This is a genomic window from Flavobacterium piscisymbiosum (genome assembly GCF_020905295.1).
Classification (GTDB): Bacteria; Bacteroidota; Bacteroidia; order Flavobacteriales; family Flavobacteriaceae; genus Flavobacterium; species Flavobacterium piscisymbiosum.
Window position 1 is genome coordinate 6182666 of the sequence record NZ_JAJJMM010000001.1, and the last position, 17659, is coordinate 6200324.

A 17659-nucleotide genomic window follows, 5' to 3' on the forward strand; every position below is an offset into this window, starting at 1 on the left:
CCGGATTTTAATCCGGTTTAAAAAATTAAAAATTAAAAAATGAAACATGCGATTATCAATACGACCGTGCACACTGGGGATGAAATCATTACCAACGGAGTCATTATTATCGAAAACGGAACTATTCTTTCCGTTCAAAAAGAAATTCCAAATGACATTGAAACGATTGATTTACAAGGAAAACATATTGCGGCCGGCTTTATCGATATTCAGATCAACGGCGGAGAAAAGCTTTATTTTAGCCAGACTCCTAACGAGGAAACGATTCAGGATATTTATGATGCAAGTTTAAAATACGGAACGACTCAGGTACTTCCGTGTTTAATTTCCTCTTCGCATGAAACTATTCTTCAGGGAATTGAAGCCGTTCGCAATTACATGCAAAAGCACGATAATGGCGTAATCGGGATGCATTTGGAAGGTCCGTTTCTGAATCCGTTAAAACGTGGCGCACATAGTATTGATCAGGTTCGCAAGCCTACGAATGCAGAGCTTGAAGAAATTATCAGACTGGGAAAAGGCGTGATCAAAGTCATCACGATTGCACCGGAATGTTTTACAGACGAACAACTGAATATGTTGCTCGAAAGTGACATTCAAATCTCGATTGGACATTCGACTGTTACGTATAAAGAAGCGCAGGTTTATTTTTCGAAAGGTATAAAACTTGTCACACATTTATTTAATGCCATGACGCAATTTGGACATCGTGAACCAGGCTTGGTTGGAGCTACTTTTGAAAATGAAAATGTATACGCTCCCGTAATTCTTGATGGTGCACATTGCGATTATGCTGCAGCAAAAGTGGCATACAAACTCAAACAGGACAAATTCTTTTTGATTAGTGACGCTACCTTTCTAGGCCGAAAAGTAGAAAACTTCAAATGGGATAATTTTGATGCGCATCTTGACAATGGTTTTTACAGAAACGATGACGGAAATTTGGCCGGAGCCACAATATCGATGCTCGAAGCGGTTCAAAATGCCTATAATCATTTGGATGTTTCAGCAGATGAAGCGATCAAAATGGCTACTTCGCGCGTTGCAAGTGCGATTGGTTTAGAAAATCAATTCGGAAAAATAAAAACGGGTTTTCCTGCCAGTTTTGTACAATTTAATGATGATTTATCTGAAATAGAAACGTTGAATTTTCTAAAACATCCATAACTATTTTCGTAAAATGATCAGAGAAAAAATGCTCCCGATTACCAATAAAATCAAAGAATTTAAAATCATTATTGCCGGAATATTGTTTGCCTTTTTGTGGGCATCTGCATCAACGGCAACCAAAATTGGATTGCATGCCGCGCAGCCTTTTGTGATTTCTATTTTCAGGTTTGTAATAGCCGGGAGCATTATGCTTATTCTTTCACATATTATAATGGCAAAACGATTTCCGCAAAAAAAGGAATGGGTTCAGATTAGTATTTATGGTTTGTTCAACATTACTTTTTATCTGGGATTGTATGTCATTGCCATGCAAAAAGTATCCGCCGGTTTGGGGAGTCTGGCTGTGGCCACTAATCCTGTTTTTATTGTTTTGATCTCAGCTGTTTGGTTATCGCATAAAATCAAATTCAAAAACATACTTAGTCTGATTCTTTGTTTTATTGGAGTATTTCTAGCGGCATATCCTTTATTACAAAACAGTTTTGCAACCCCCGGCGGTATACTTATTTTGGTCACCAGCATGATTGCTTATTCATTAGGAACGATTTATTATTCAAGACAAAACTGGAACGGATTGCACATTCTTACCATTAATGGGTGGCAAACCATTATTGGCGCAGTGTTTCTGCTTCCGGTTTTATTTTTAACGTATGAATCTGATCAGAATGTTTTCAACCACGATTTTTGGTTCTCAACTTCTTGGCTGGCGATAGCGGTTTCTATTGGTGCTGTTCAGTTTTGGTTGTATCTATTAAAAAACAATCCTATAAAAGCTTCGTACTGGCTTTTTTTGTGCCCGATATTCGGATTTTTGATTGCCTACTTTATGGTCGATGAGCCACTTACTTTGTATACTCTTTTTGGAGTTCTATTTGTCATCATCGGATTATACACTACTCTTTCTTCTGATAAAAAAATAAAAACATGAAGTGAGCATAAATTTTCTCTCGCAGATTTTGCAGATTAAGCAGATTTTTTTTTTAAAATCTATTTAATCCTTTAATCTGTGGTTTTGATTTAAAATATTAGGAGAAACTAAGCTTTACTCCTATAAATATGTGCATTAATGCAAGTGAAACGCCTTTGCAGGCAAAGAAAAGCTATGTCTCTATGTGTTAAAATAATATTGATTAACAAATAAAAATAACCAAATAAAATTAATAAAAATGGAAACTGATTTAGCAACCAAACCTGATATCAGCTATAAAAGTGCGGGAAAATTTGAAGAAACCAGATTTGAGAAAATCCATAATGAAATCTTCAAAAATTCAACAGAAGCTTCTATAATTGTAGCGCAGGAAATTGCGCAATTAATTAGATCTAAACAAGAAAAAGGAAAATCTTGTGTATTAGGTTTAGCAACAGGTTCTTCTCCTATAAAAGTTTACGAAGAGTTAGTGAGAATGCACAAAGAGGAAGGCCTGAGCTTTAGCAACGTGATTACTTTCAATCTGGATGAATATTATCCAATGACCAAAGAAAACAATCAGAGCTATCATTATTTCATGCATCAGCATCTTTTTAATCATATTGACATCAAACCAGAGAATGTTAATATTCCTGACGGAACGGTACATATTGATGAATTAAACCAATATTGTATTGATTATGAAATGAATATTAAAAACGCCGGAGGTCTTGATTTTCAATTATTAGGAATTGGGCGTACAGGTCACGTGGGTTTCAACGAGCCGGGATCGCACATCAATTCAGGAACCAGAATTATTACACTGGATCATATTACAAGAGTAGACGCCTCATCAGATTTTAATGGAATCGACAATGTTCCTAAAAGAGCGATTACCATGGGAGTTTCTACGATCATGAGATCGAAGAGAATCGTACTTATGGCTTGGGGACAAAACAAAGCCGATATCATCAAGAGAACTATTCAGGGGGATATATCTTCAGAAGTTCCTGCTACATTTTTACAAAATCATGCTAATGCGACTTTCGTATTAGACCAGTCTGCAGCATCTGAACTAACGCGTTTCAAAACGCCTTGGCTTGTTGGAGAATGCATTTGGACACAGGAATTAAAAAGCAAAGCGATTGTTTGGTTGTGCCAAAAAACAAAACAATCGATATTAAAATTAACAGACAGAGATTACAACAACAACGGAATGTCTGATCTATTGGCGCAGGAAGGTTCTGCGTATGATTTGAACATCAATATGTTCAACGTATTGCAGCATACCATCACAGGATGGCCGGGTGGAAAACCCAATACCGATGATTCGCATCGTCCGGAAAGAGCCAATCCAGCAAAAAAACGAGTGATTCTTTTTAGTCCACATCCGGATGATGATGTGATTTCTATGGGAGGAACTTTTTCAAAATTGATAAAACAAGGTCACGATGTACATGTAGTATATCAGACCTCCGGAAATATAGCGGTTACAGATGACGAAGCATTAAAATTTGCTGAGGTTGCCAAAGATTTTATTGGCGAAGCCGGTAGCGGAATCAACTTCACATCGGTAATTGAATTCTTAAACAACAAGTCAGAAAACGAGATCGATTCTCTTGAAGTTCGAAAATTAAAAGGATTAATAAGAAGAAGAGAATCTTATGCGGCCACAAGATATATTGGTTTAAAAGATGAGAATACGCACTTTTTAGATCTTCCGTTTTACGAAACAGGACAGGTAAAAAAGAATCCGTTAGGAGCTGAAGATATTGCCATTGTAAAAGATATTATCGCCAAGATAAAACCGCATCAGGTATTTGCAGCCGGAGATTTGGCAGATCCGCACGGAACGCACGAAGTTTGTCTGAATGCGATTTTTGCCGCCATGAAACAATTAAAACCAGAAAAATACATGGATGATTGCTGGTTATGGCTTTATAGAGGAGCCTGGCACGAATGGGACATTCATGAAATTGATATGGCTGTTCCGCTTTCTCCATCAGAAGTATTATTAAAACGTCATGCGATTTTATACCACCAATCTCAAAAAGACAGGGTTATGTTTCAGGGAAATGACTCTAGAGAATTCTGGGTGAGAGCCGAAGACCGTAACAAAAACACTGCGATCTTATACGATGATTTAGGATTAGCAGAATACGAAGCAATCGAAGCTTTTAAACGTTTTGATTATTAAAGTCAATTAAGATATTTAAAAAACTCGTTGAGTGTAATTATTAAATCTATAGTCCCAAAGTTTCAGGACTATAGATTTAATTGCCATAAAAATCAAAATCAAAACATTTTTGATCAGATTTAAAAGTTGGTTTTTCAGTTACAACTTATCTTTCGCCCTGATAAAACCTTAAAAAACAAAAGAATAAGAAAATCTAAAAAAACCTACTTTTATAACAAATTAAAACAGCAATTTTCTGTCAATATTCTTGTTTTTAACAATCATATTGATAGTTTTGCGTTGTATAAATAAACCCCAAATTTAACCTACAAACCTTATGAGAAAAACCATTTCTTATTTTTTGCCCTTTGCTATTTTCGCGAGCGTACTTATTGGCTGCAGCGATGATGACTCGAAAGGAGACGATTACAAAGCCAATTATTTGCCCAGCATTGATGCTAGTAATTTACCAAAGGAAAACCGACCTATGACCATGTTCGAGGACGATGAAAACTCGTCGAAAATGTATGACAACAAGGACCGTTTTTTCCGCGTTAACCAACCCATGCAGATCCTCCAGAAAGGAAAAGATTCTGTTCAGGTTTCTCTTTATTCCCCAGTTGGACTGAGCGATGTAAAAGTTTATGCCAAAATAGCCAACTACGACAAGCGCTTTTTGATTTACCAGTTTTCTAAAGTTCCTGCTTTTCACCGTTCTTTTCACCAACTTCCTTTGGTCGAAGGAAAACACGATTATCAGTTAGAAAACGGAAAAACAGTTACGATTGATAAAATTGGCGGATTTTCTTCCGGAGCGATCGAATTTTCGGTAGAATCATCAGATCCTTTATTTGCCAAATTCAAGAAAATAAAATCAAATCGACTAGTACAATTCAGCACGCAGTACCACCTTAATAATCCTGCTGATGATCCTAATAAATATTTACCGATGAATCCTGTTTTGGCTAAAGAAGCGATCACCATGATCATCAATTTCTCGTATGCAATCAGTCATCCTTTGTATTATGATACATTCATGAATTTTGACCGATACAAAAAAGAACAGGCTGCAACAGCCGGAACAGAAATAAATGGAGCCTTAAACTGGCACGGAAATGCTGATGATGTCGATGGCGTTTATGATTATCTGACAAAAGCTCAAATCGAACAAGCGTATAATACTTATATTGATAGCCGTACACTGAATATGGCCATGGTAGGCGGAGGTTCTGCCTGGGGCGGAGGCGCTTTGGCATCGCAATGGGAATCGGGTTATGTTACCGGACACTGGAAAGGAGAAATGTCAGTTTGGTCACACGAATATTCGCACCATTCAGGTTATAGCCATAGTAGTAATTTGGCGAATAGCGGCCAGGGCGGTGGTCAACAGGAAATGTTAACAGAGTTTTATAAATATCTGATTCATTTAAATGATCTTCCTTTTACTGATCCGGATGTATTAAAAGGATACACAAAGACTACTTATTTAACAGGTAGTTACAAAAAACCTGTATTTACTATTAATCCTAAAAATACATTTTTAGTAAAATATAAAGGAGAAGGAAAATGGAACTAACCTACAAAACTATCATGAACAAAATACCGTTTTTACTACTATTACTTTGCTTTTTTACCAATTGCAGCAAAGATTCTAATGGCGATGACCCAACTACTTACAACTACTTCTATCCTACTGACGAAGCTTCGATAACGGCGGCTCAAATTGGGGACGGAACGGGAACTTTAGATCCTAAGGGAATCGCGATTGCTAACGAAAAATTATATGTCGCTAATGGCAATGTACTTGAGGTTTTTAACGCGGTAACTTTGGCACATATCAAAACCATTACCGAATATAAAAAAGGAACTACCACTACTCCGTTAACGGAAATTACTTCTGTTGCTGTTGATAAAGGCCGAATTTATATTGGAAGCCGTGAGTCCAGACTTTTTGTAATTGACGAAAATACAAATGCCGGAATCAGCATTGTTGGAAACGGTCAATGGTGGCAGACTTTTGTACACGTTTTTGGTGTTGTGGTAAAAGACGGATTGGTTTTCGTAAAAGAAAAAGAAACCTCGATTAAAGTTTTTGAAACTTCTCAAATTACAGAAACCAGCGATTGGAATTTAAAACCTATCGCAAAACTGAATACTTTAAATGGTTTTGACCAAGTGTATTCACTTGATGTTGAAGGCGGAAATTTAGTCGTTGCGGGAAGAGATGCAAAAAGCTATTTGTATTACAACATTGCGGGCATCAGAGCCAATGCAGCAAGCTCACTTACTGAACCTATAAAACCGGTAACGTCGACTATTGTAACTAAACCAATTGCCGTAAGTTTTACCAATGATTGGGCTGTTACGTCTGAAAATAACGGAAGCACTAATTATTTACGTCTTTATCCTAAAGCAGATTTTATGGCTCGTAACTATACAGCAAGCATAAATGCTACTGATGTTTTAGGACAAAATCCTTTTGGAAGCATTGTAGGTGTTGCACAACTTAACGATCGTATCTTTTTATCGGATAACACGAATAAAAAGATTAGAGTTATTAAACTTAATAAATCTGTGATTGAGGAACAAAATTAGAAAATTCCAATTTTTGAAATCTCAAATTCCAAAAAAAACAGAAGTTTTTACAATAAAAAATCTCAAGTTCCTTCATTGGAATTTGGGATTTTTTTTATGGGAATTTGAAATTCTTTTATTCGTGAAATTCTTTGTCTATTGAACGCAGATGATACGGATTCGCTAAAGCGAAAACGCGGATTTAAAACGGATTTTTTATCTTTTTGAATTTATTTTTTGTAACTATTGTCACCCTGAGCGAAGTCGAAGGGCGCTCCAATTGGAACGTGGGCTTCTCCCGAAGTCTCGGGACGCTCAGCCTGACAATGCGGATAAATATTAAACTTTAAACAAAAAGCACTTCAACCAACTTTGTCAAAGTTCAAAACTTTGACAAAGTTTCACGCAAAGTTTGTTTTTGAGAGTTTGCTCACAAAGTTTATCATTTCACAAGATTGCAAGTTTTCACTAAAAAAAACCACTCTAAAACCCCTCCAATTCATTTTTAAATTTCTAATTTTAGGGAGTATATTTCCAATACATCTTAGAAACTTTATGCTAAAAAAATACAGCTCGTTGATTATTTTTATTGCAATCGAAATTGGTATTGCATTGGTGAGTTTAAATAATCATTTTCAGAACAATTCGTCTTTATTATCTGTTTTTACGGCTCTTTTTTTGGTGGTAACACCGGCATTGTATTATATCTTAAATAAGAAACAAACTGAATTTACGTTTTGGTTTGTTTTTTATTCTGTTTTCAAGATTACTCCTTATGTATTCGAAATGGAAAACAACTTTTTTCAAGTCATTTTTCAATTCAAAATCTATTTCAACATTGCATTTCTGATGTTTTTACTTTGGAAAGCTTTTCAATTTATGAGAAACTTTAGAAAGGCGGTAAAACAAAAAGATATTGTTGAACAAGATGAATATGCTATTATTTCTGATTCTTTAAAAAAATCAATACCGTTTAAAAAACTGGAAAAAATGATTGCTTTTGAAGTGTGTTCCTTTTATTATTGTTTTATAAAATGGACAAGGAATACCAATAATCAAAGTGGTTTTTCGGGCTATCGCGAAAGCGGCGTTAGTGCGATTTATATAGGTTTAATGATGGCTTCGGTTTTTGAAGCCATTGCGTTGCATGCGTATCTCATTTCGCGCAATAAAACGATCGCCATTGTTATCCTGATTCTTCATATTTATTTACTGATTAATCTGATCGGGCATTTGAAAGCAATTTATTTTAGAACTCATCTTATTTTATCTCAAAAAATTGTCATTCGTTATGGGCTTTTTGACCCTTTAGAAATTCCTTTTGATTCTATTAATTCTATTCAAAAATTCGAAGGAGATTATGATAAAAGCAATGAACTTGTAAAATTTGCTTTATTGGGTAAATTAGAACCTCATAATCTTTCAATTGAATTAAAAGAAAATATCAATGTTAATTTACCTTTTGGAATCACCAAAGAACCCAAAAGAATATTGCTTTACGTAGATCATGTAACTGATTTTCTTAAAACCGTTACTGGTAAAATAGAAGAATCGCAAAACTTTAATTCTGTACCCTTGCAGCCAGATGGTGCCACTCCTATTTTTGTTGTTTAAGAATGAAACGGAAAGGTGTAAAACCTGAAACGCAGAGCTGTCACCCTGAGCGAAGTCGAAGGGCGCTCCAATTGGAACGTGGGCTTCGACTTCGCTCAGCCTGACAATGCTGATAAACCTTAAACTTTAAACAAAAAGCATCTCAACCAACTTTGTCAAAGTTTTGAACTTTGACAAAGTTTCACGCAAAGTAAACCCGACAGGTTTTTAAAACCTGTCGGGTTTGTTTTTAAGATACACACAAAGTCACCCCAATATTGTCACCCTGAGCGTCCCGAGACTTCGGGAGAAGGACACGTAAGAAGCACTACAAAGATTGTCGATTTTCTTTGGATAATTTCTAGTGTGATTTCTCCTCCGAAATGACAAGATTGCGAAAAAATTCCGCGTAAATCCCTTTAATCCGTACAATCCGCGGGCAATTAAAAAACAAATTAACCACAAAAAAAGCTTGTCTTCAACAGACAAGCTTTCTTATTTTCAAACGAACGATTCGTTTATATGTTTACTTCTTTTGCATCATCTTTCGATTTCACTAACTGATTCACTCTCCAAATAAAGAATATCGAACAAAGTGTAATAATTGCAATTACGTATCCTAAAATATCATAATTTTCAAGCGGAGCAGTTTTAGTTTTCTGATGTACAATGTATCCCGCACAAACCGCTGCGATTCCACCTGCAATTTGTTGTAAGGAAGATGATATCGACATATAAGCGCCACGATCTTCTAATCCTGGAATAGCTGTGTTTAGCGTTGTGGCAGGAATCATTCGGCTCATAATTCCCATAAACAAAATCATATTGATCACTACGATTTCCCATAGCGGAATAGGATTCAGGTTGGTATAAATTAAAATCATAATGATCGAAAGTATAGAACCTGCTGCAAACAATTTGAACTTGCTTATTTTATCACTTAACTTCCCGACCAAAGGCATGATAAAAAGAACTGAAAGTCCGGTAAAGAAAAATACCATTGGTAATTCTAATTGGCTAATTTTTATATTGTTGACCAAAAAAGCACTTCCGAAAGGCTGTAACATAAATCCTCCAACCGAAAGAAAGGCAATAGAAGCAAATCCTATCTGATATTGTTTGTTGCTTAGGGTATGCCAAAGATGCAAAAACGGACTCTTATCTGATTGTACTTCAAGGTGTTTGACAATGGGCTGCATTTGAGTAATAATCGCAATCAGAATCAGCACTCCTAAAACGGCGATCATGATAAATGCCGAATGCCATCCCCAGTTGTTGGCAAAATACAATCCAACCGGAATTCCAAGAATCTGACTGGTGGCAAAAGCCATTTGTATAAAGCCCATCACGCGGCCTCTTTGGTGAATGACGAATAAATCGGTTACGATGGCTAAAGATACTGAGCCAATTACACCACCAAAAAGTCCGGTTACGATTCGTGCCATAAGCAACATCATATAACTTGTTGAAAGTGCGCAGAAAACGGTACCAATAATGAATCCTGTATAAAAGAAAATCAGTAATTTTTTTCGGTCGAATTTGTCTGCAAAACCTGCTGCTAATAATCCGGATATTCCGGCACTAAACGCATAAGCCGAAACGGCAAAACCAAAGTTTGCAGTGGTCATGTCGAGTGTTTTCATTAAGATGTCTCCCAGCGGAGAAATGACCATAAAATCAAGAATTACAGTAAACTGCAAAAGTGCCAGAATGGCGATAATGATTTTTTGGTTAAAAGTAAAAGTGGGGCTTTCCCCTGATGTTTTTTCCATATAAAGTGGTTATTTTTTATTAATTTAATTCCTGGCATTCATGACCAAATTCGTTGATCATACCAATGATTGTTTCGGGTTTTAGTACCGAAGAAACAACGCGGAGTACGCAATCGACATCTTCGTGATCGATACTCCATTGCTGTATATCCTGATGGTCGTCGAGCGTTTTACGCAGCGGGCAAGCGGGATCTACAGTGGCAATATTCGTTTTAAAAATGTGTATGGTATTTAAATCTGTATCCATAATTTTTCATGGTTTTAGAGCTTTTATGGTTCGGCTAAAAGCTTCTTTCATAATTTCACTGGTAAGCTTAAATGGCTTCCCTCCCATACTCTTACCCTCAGTATGCAAGTTCAACAGCGTGTATAATGGTCCGTAGGCGACAGACCAAAAGGCTTCAAATGTCATAGGGACCAGTTCTTTGTTACGTAGTCCGTTATCTATAAACTCTTTCATAATCATTCTAAAATCTGCAAACTCCTGAATAGAATCCAGAATAATTTCTGAGTGAGGCGAATGTTTGACGATTTCAAAAAAAGCAACTTCCTTGGGGTATTTCATGGTAAACGCCGCACGGTTTTCCCATTGCTTCCATAATCCTTCTTCAAACGACACTTGAGGTGAAAAGTTTTTTACCGTGCTGGTAAAAAACTTAAGTGCAGTAATGGCACCTATTTTTTGTATTAAGTCATCTTTGTCTTTATAATAAATATATAAGGTTCCAACAGAAATCGAGCAGGCTTTTGCCAGTTTGTTCATGCTGAAACCCTGAAATCCGTCTTGTACGATTTGATCTATGGCAGTCGAAATTACCAGTTTTTCTTTATCAACATCACGTATTCTCATGGTATTTTTTTGGCAAAGATAAAACAATAAATGAATGAACATTCTTTTATTAATTATTTTTTTGAAATTATTTTAATGAAGAAAAATAACAGGTTTTCAAATTCAGATCTAAATAGTCTTGATATGGAAAAAACATAGCCAACGGTTTCAACCGTTGGGACACAATATATGTATCGTGTTTCATTATTTCGATACGTTATTTTTATACGTTGTTTCGATGCGTTATTTTGATGCGTTATTTTGATGCGTTATTTTGATGCGTTATTTTTGATGCGTTATTTTTGATGCGTTATTTTTGATGCGTTATTTTTGATGCGTTATTTTTGATGCGTTATTTTGATGCGTTATTTCGATACGTTATTTCGATACGTTATTTCGATACGTTATTTCGATACGTTATTTCGATACGTTATTTCGATACGTTATTTCGATACGTTATTTCGATACGTTATTTCGATACGTTATTTCGATACGTTATTTCGATACGTTATTTCGATACGTTATTTCGATACGTTATTTCGATACGTTATTTCGATACGTTATTTCGATACGTTTCCCGTGGTTGAAACCACGGGCTATGTTTGAAATACGATAAGTTAAGATTTCAACAAAATATATCGCGAAAGTTTGTCATTTCTCCTTTCGGTCGAAATGCCAAAAATGTGCAGATCGGCTTTGAAAATATGTGATTTTCTTTTGTGAAATGACAAACCAGACCAAAATATTCTTATGAAAGTGAGTGCCCTAGCCCCGATAGTCCCGAAGCTTCGGGAGAAAATCCTTTTGTGCCGGTCCCGATAGCTATCGGGAGGCACAAAAGATTGGAACGGATTGCTTCGCCAGTTCGCTCTTTCAGGCTCGGGTGCGGGATTAGCTCCTGAAAAAAATATAAATTAAATGTGTTTTTCAAGACATAGAACTTTGACCAAATTAGAACCACACGTAATTTAAAATCACCTATTTGTAAAAAATCCTTTTTAATCCTTTAATCAGTGGCTATAAAAAAACACATCACTTTATTCCATAAAAAAACTCCTGCTCAGATGAACAGGAGTTTCAAAAACAAATCTAATTTCAATTTCTAATCTAATTCTAAGTATTTAATTTATGCTAAACCACGTGTTAACCAACCTCTTTTATTGGCTGTAACGATGGCATATGGTGTAATCCAGAATAGGCTAAAGGTGTAAAAAACACTGTATGAATAGGCCCAAAGTGAATCTGAAAAATTATATCTTTTTGCGTAAAACAAAACCGGAAAGCTTGATACGATTAAGATTCCTAAAAGTGTTGAACTTAAAAACAATAGTGGGTGAATGGCGATAAAAAAGAACATAAAAAGCATGAACGGATACGCCATAGCGATTCTTAATGCCTGGTTCAGCCATAAAAGTCTTGAACCAAATTTAGATCCTTCTCTAAAATCTGTGAAAACGTATTTTGCCATTGCGATGTTTTCACGTACGTTACTTCTGCTCCATCTAATAAACATTTTGTACAATCCGGTGTATTCTTCAGGAACGTTTGTCAATACATACGCATTTCTTTGAAACAATACGTGCTGACCTTGTTTTAGGATCATATTGGTCATGGCGCGATCTTCACCAATGTCTGATGGCTGTCCCATAAAAGTTTGGTTGATCCATTCGTCAAGACAAGCGAAAACGGCTGTTTTTCTGTAAGCTGCCGCTGCTCCCGGAGTACAAAGAACCGAACCTAATTTGCTTTCGGCAGAACGCATGAATTCAAAACTCATTACGAAACTTACATTCAGCATTTTTGGTAAAATTGCTTTTTTGCTGTTTAGAACATGAACGTTTCCTGCAACTGCTCCACATTTTTCGTCTACCACAAACGGGCTAACTAAATTACGTAGCGTATCTTTTTTTACGATTGAATCACTGTCTACCGTTACAAAAATTTCTCCGGTTCCTAATTCAAATCCGCGGTATAGGGCGTGACGTTTTCCTGCGTTTGCCGGTTGTTGAAAAATCGTTAAACGATCTCCCAATTTTATTTTGGCCTGTTGCATCCAGTACCAGGTATCATCTTTACTTCCGTCATCAACGGCTAATATTTCTAGTTTATGTGCAGGGAAATCACTTTCGGCCAAACTCAATAAAGTATCCCAAACTAGTTTTCCTTCGTTATACGCAGGAACGATTACGGTAACAGTTGGCAACATTTCATCCGAAACGGATTCGATTGGCTTGTATTTAAAAAACAGGTATAAGTTGTAAAGGAAAACTCCTGTCTGAAAGAAAAATAACAATCCCGCAACAATCAGGAATGGTAATCCCCAGGAAGAGTTTAATCGCTCAATTTGAAACTGATCGAAGTCGTCCTGCAAATGGTATACAGAATAGGCTCCCACAAACATTAAGATAAAAGTACTTACCAGCACAAATAACCCAAACTTACTTTTGGTGCGCTCGCTTACTTTTTTTGTTGCTGCATGATCATTACTGATACGAAAAATGGAACTGTTTAAGGCTTGTTCGTTGTTAAGGTCTGATTTCGAAGTATAAAATTGTTCTGATGTTAAGGTTTCACTTTTCATATGACACTACTTTTGATTTGCTTTGTATGGCTTTTATTTTTTTGCTTTCCTCCCGATTCGTTATTTTCATTTATCGACAGAAATCTACATTATCCCATTTTGCAAGCCTTGTGCCATTATTAGTTTTTACTGGTTTTGAGTTGTTTAGCGGTTTTGGCAATTTAGAGAGTGTGTAATTATTATACGGTTTTAGGATACAGTATACAGTTTTTGTTGGGGTTTGGGAGTTTTTTGAGTTGAGGTTTTGTTGTGCCCGATAGGGCTTGAAGTTTCATTATAACGCTTTCTGAGATTTATTATTGTTACGCTGAGAGAAGTTGAAGGATTTTTGGGATTTGGAATTTAAAATTTTGGAATTTAATTTTTAGGAGCTATTTCCAGCCATCCACTATATCTTTTCCTTGCTAAAGGAGCAAGAAAAAGGATGCCGCTTCTGTCTGGGCTAGGGGTTTTGGGGGTTATTTAGAAGATACATTTCAAAAAAGCACAAATAACCACAAGAGAAAACCAACAGAAAGAAGAACTGACTGAAAAACCAGTTATTCGGAAATCCCGAACAACTACTAAGCCATCATTCCGTTTACAAAAACCTCTACGAACTCCTTCATTCTTGCAATAATTCGATCGCCAATAACCCTTGCCTGAAGAATACTTGGTCTATTGTCTAAACATTGAAAAACTTCGTCTTTTATTGGTTCTCTACCGCTATAAATATAAGCATCAATCAGTGCTTTGAATTGGGCTTTGTCCAGATGTTCTTCTTCACACAATTTTCCTAATGCTAATACTTTTTGATCTTGCCAGAATTTTTCAAACTCATCTTCGATCGAATCGCCATCTTTAATGTGGGGCATATTCTCATCGATGAATTTTTGGATCAATTCTCTTTTACTTCTCAATTGAATATCACCGCCCAATAAATCAATAATAACTTTTCTTTGAGCAGCCGCTGTAGTAGGAGTTTTAGCTCCTTTTAATTGTGCTAATAATTTCAAAATATAAGCCACATTTATTTGATCTCTATGGATTAATTCTAATTCAAAATCAATATCTTCAAGTATAGAGGATTTTTGTTTTTGATTGTCTTGTTTTACTTTTTCGTACAAGTCTAGATATTTGCTTTTGTAGTCTTCAAATTCCTGCTCATCAATTGGTAAATCATCCCAGTTAAAATCAGTGTAGGATTGTAATACATTCATCGCTCGCATTAATTTTCTGAAAGCTTGCACAAATTTCGCCTCGTCTTCTTCGCTTTCTAGATCATCTACACTTTGATAGGTTGGTGTTATTTCTCTTAAAAGTTTTAATGCTTCATCAAACTTTGCCGCTATCTTTTCGTAATCGGGCATTGTAACAACTTCTATCGCCTCTTTATTCGAAAACAAAGTAATTGCATCATCAGTTGCTTTTTTAAGGTTTCTGAAGGCTAAAATATTTCCTTGAGACTTCTGTTCTCCTAAAATTCTATTTGTCCTTGAATAAGCTTGTATTAATCCGTGTTGTTTCAGGTTTTTATCTACATAAAGTGTATTTACTTTTTTAGCATCAAAACCAGTCAACATCATATTTACAACAATGACAATATCCAAACGATCAGCTTCGTTATTGAAATTTTCCTTTTCACGATTTTTTAATCGTTTACTAATGTTTTGGAAATATTTTTCGAATGATGAACTATCTTTATTTGTAAAACTGGTACCATACATTGCATTATAATGTCCAATGTATTTTTCAAGTTTATCTCTGGTATGCCTGGATTCATAAAGAGTTCTTGGTTCTGCCAAAACATCAAAATCTACTTCATCAGAAGGAAGAAAATCTTGTGCCTCGTCTGAATCTTCATTTGTACCATAAGTAAAAATAGTCGCAATACGCAAATCGTGTTCTCCGGCTTCTTTCTTTTGCTGAAAAAGATCATAATACTGAATAACATTATCAATACTACTTACTGCAAGCAAAGCAGAATAATCTTTATTAAATGTTTTTTGATTGTGATAGGCAATAATATAGTCAACAATTTTGTTGATTCTCTTTTTAGAATTTAATACTTCTTGTTTATCAATATCTTCTACCTCAATATCAATAAAAGTATTGCTCTTGTTTTTGTATTTCCCCACATATTCAATTCCAAAACGCAACACGTTTTGATCGCGAATAGCATCTGTAATTACATATTTATGCAAACAGTTTCCAAACAAATCTTTGGTGGTTCGTTTTCCTAAATCATTTTTAGAAGCGTTTTCTGCAAATATAGGCGTTCCTGTAAAACCTATTAATTGGCTTTTCTCAAAGAATTTTGTAATGCGTTCATGCGTTTCTCCAAACTGAGAACGATGGCATTCATCAAAAATAAAAACGTTTTTTTTATGTCGCAAAGGCTCAATATTTCCTTTAAAACGTTCTGAAACTGCATTATTTAATTTCTGAATAGTTGTTAAAACCAACTTAGTATTATCTGTTAATTGTCTGATTAGGGATTGCGTATTATCGGTAACATCAACACTATCTTTTTTGAAAGCGTTGAATTCGTTCATAGTTTGATAATCCAAATCTTTTCTGTCGACTACAAAAACTACTTTGTACACCTCAGGCAATTCCATCAATATTTGACTCGCTTTAAACGAAGTCAGGGTTTTACCTGAACCTGTAGTGTGCCAGATGTAAGCGTTATTATTGGAGTTTTTAACCTGATGAATAATCGCTTCTGTTGCAAAATATTGATAAGGTCGCAATATCATCATTACCTTATGTGTCTCATTTATTACAATATAATGCGAGATCATTTTACCCAAGTGATTTGGGTTCAGAAAAGCATCTGCAAAATCAGGTAACTCTTTAATATTTTTATTATTAGCATCTGCCCAAAAGAAGGTTTGCTTAACCGACTGCAATTTGTTGTTGGCTAAATATTTGGTATTAACACCGTTGCTTATTACAAATAATTGTACATATTGAAACAAACCATGATTGCTCCAAAAAGAATGCATTTGGTAGCGATTGATTTGGTTAAACGCTTCTTTGATTTCGATACCAGAACGTTTGAGTTCTATTTGTACTAAAGGCAAACCGTTTACCAAAAGCGTTACATCAAAACGATTCTTGTAACTTCCTTCAAGACTTATTTGATTGGTTACCTGAAATAAATTTTGACTATTATCTTCGGTATTAAAAAAACGAACATAAAACGAAGTGCCATCTTCTTTGGTTAAATTATAATAATCTCTTAGTGTTTTGGCTTTCTCAAAAACATTACCTTTTGCTAAATGATTCAAAATAGCATCAAACTCTTTTAGAGTAAAAGTAGTTTGGTTAAAAACTTCAAGTTGATTTTTTAGGTTGGAAACCAAAGCATCTCCATCCTGTATTTTAATGGGCGTATAATCCAAGCCAACCAATTGCTTGATTAAGTTGTTTTCTAATACAGCTTCAGATTGATGTCCCATTTTTTATTTATAAAATTTATCTTCTTCCCATTTGGAAGGATTATTCTCTATATAATTTTGAATATTTTCAAACGATGTAGAATCTTTGATAATATGATCATGAAATCTGGAATGCCAACTAAAATCAGCATGTATTTTACGCATTTCAAAACTACATCTTCCTTTGTACCATCGAATAATACGCGATATATTTTCACTGAGCATTGGGTTTTTATCGCCTGTCACTCCTCCCTTTTTCTCTTCGTTGTTTGGAGACGCGATGAATCGCGTCTCTACCGTTGCGGATTTATTTATGATTAATATCCCATGTACATGATTGGGCATAATCACAAAATTACCCAATTCGACATACGAAAATTGATTTGTAATCTCTTTCCATAATTCCTGAGCTAATTTCCCCAATTCATTTAATTGCATTTCGCATTCAAAAATCTCCCCAAAATAATGCTGCATTTTATCTGTGCATATTGTGATAAAATAAGCACCATTTGCACCATAATCCCAATTTTGCAATCGTGCAGATGGAATGCGATATTTATTTTGAAATTTTATCATTTTTCATTTTCATTTTTCAGTACAAACACGATTTATCGTGTCTCACGCACTGTGAATCA

The 17659-nt window shown here is 35.4% G+C and carries 12 protein-coding genes; 6 read left to right on the forward strand and 6 right to left on the reverse strand.

What is annotated here, in order from left to right; translation table 11 throughout:
• Nucleotides 1-39: 39 nt before the first annotated feature.
• The 6 genes from nagA (at nucleotide 40) to LNP81_RS25950 (ending at nucleotide 8441) form a co-directional block, all read left to right on the forward strand.
• Nucleotides 40-1167 carry an N-acetylglucosamine-6-phosphate deacetylase gene (gene nagA / locus LNP81_RS25925; protein WP_230040406.1) on the forward strand — a complete coding sequence of 376 codons (1128 nt, stop codon included), beginning with the start codon at nucleotides 40-42 and terminating at the stop codon, nucleotides 1165-1167.
• Nucleotides 1168-1180: 13 nt separating this feature from the next.
• Entirely contained in the window at nucleotides 1181-2098 is a 918-nt protein-coding gene (locus LNP81_RS25930; protein WP_230040408.1) for a DMT family transporter, read from the forward strand.
• A gap of 238 nt (nucleotides 2099-2336) precedes the next feature.
• The gene (gene nagB, locus LNP81_RS25935) at nucleotides 2337-4274 is read left to right on the forward strand and encodes a glucosamine-6-phosphate deaminase (protein ID WP_230040410.1); all 1938 of its coding nucleotides are present in this window, start codon (nucleotides 2337-2339) and stop codon (nucleotides 4272-4274) included.
• Between the two features lie 316 nt (nucleotides 4275-4590).
• Nucleotides 4591-5829, forward strand: coding sequence for a hypothetical protein (locus tag LNP81_RS25940; protein WP_230040412.1), 1239 nt, complete (start codon nucleotides 4591-4593; stop codon nucleotides 5827-5829).
• Entirely contained in the window at nucleotides 5820-6848 is a 1029-nt protein-coding gene (locus tag LNP81_RS25945; RefSeq protein ID WP_230040414.1) for an NHL repeat-containing protein, read from the forward strand. Before LNP81_RS25940 ends, LNP81_RS25945 begins: the two co-directional genes overlap by 10 nt.
• A 555-nt stretch (nucleotides 6849-7403) precedes the next feature.
• Nucleotides 7404-8441: a hypothetical protein gene (locus LNP81_RS25950; RefSeq protein WP_230040416.1), complete on the forward strand. Its 1038-nt coding sequence runs from the start codon at nucleotides 7404-7406 to the stop codon at nucleotides 8439-8441.
• Nucleotides 8442-8938: 497 nt separating this feature from the next.
• Here the strand turns inward: LNP81_RS25950 and LNP81_RS25955 are convergent, their stop codons facing one another.
• The 6 genes from LNP81_RS25955 to LNP81_RS25980 form a co-directional block, all read right to left on the reverse strand.
• Nucleotides 8939-10192, reverse strand: coding sequence for an MFS transporter (locus LNP81_RS25955; protein ID WP_230040418.1), 1254 nt, complete (start codon nucleotides 10190-10192; stop codon nucleotides 8939-8941).
• 19 nt (nucleotides 10193-10211) lie between these two features.
• Nucleotides 10212-10439: a hypothetical protein gene (locus tag LNP81_RS25960; RefSeq protein WP_230040420.1), complete on the reverse strand. Its 228-nt coding sequence runs from the start codon at nucleotides 10437-10439 to the stop codon at nucleotides 10212-10214.
• Nucleotides 10440-10445: 6 nt separating this feature from the next.
• Nucleotides 10446-11042 (reverse strand): TetR/AcrR family transcriptional regulator, encoded by a 597-nt coding sequence (locus tag LNP81_RS25965; RefSeq protein ID WP_230040421.1) that lies wholly within the window; start codon nucleotides 11040-11042, stop codon nucleotides 10446-10448.
• Nucleotides 11043-12147: 1105 nt separating this feature from the next.
• Complete coding sequence (locus LNP81_RS25970; RefSeq protein ID WP_230040422.1) at nucleotides 12148-13602, reverse strand: glycosyltransferase family 2 protein; 1455 nt, start codon at nucleotides 13600-13602, stop codon at nucleotides 12148-12150.
• 563 nt (nucleotides 13603-14165) lie between these two features.
• Nucleotides 14166-17045, reverse strand: a complete 2880-nt coding sequence (locus LNP81_RS25975) for a type I restriction endonuclease subunit R (RefSeq protein ID WP_230040423.1) — start codon at nucleotides 17043-17045, stop codon at nucleotides 14166-14168.
• Between the two features lie 3 nt (nucleotides 17046-17048).
• Nucleotides 17049-17600: a transposase gene (locus LNP81_RS25980; RefSeq protein WP_230040424.1), complete on the reverse strand. Its 552-nt coding sequence runs from the start codon at nucleotides 17598-17600 to the stop codon at nucleotides 17049-17051.
• Nucleotides 17601-17659: the final 59 nt, after the last annotated feature.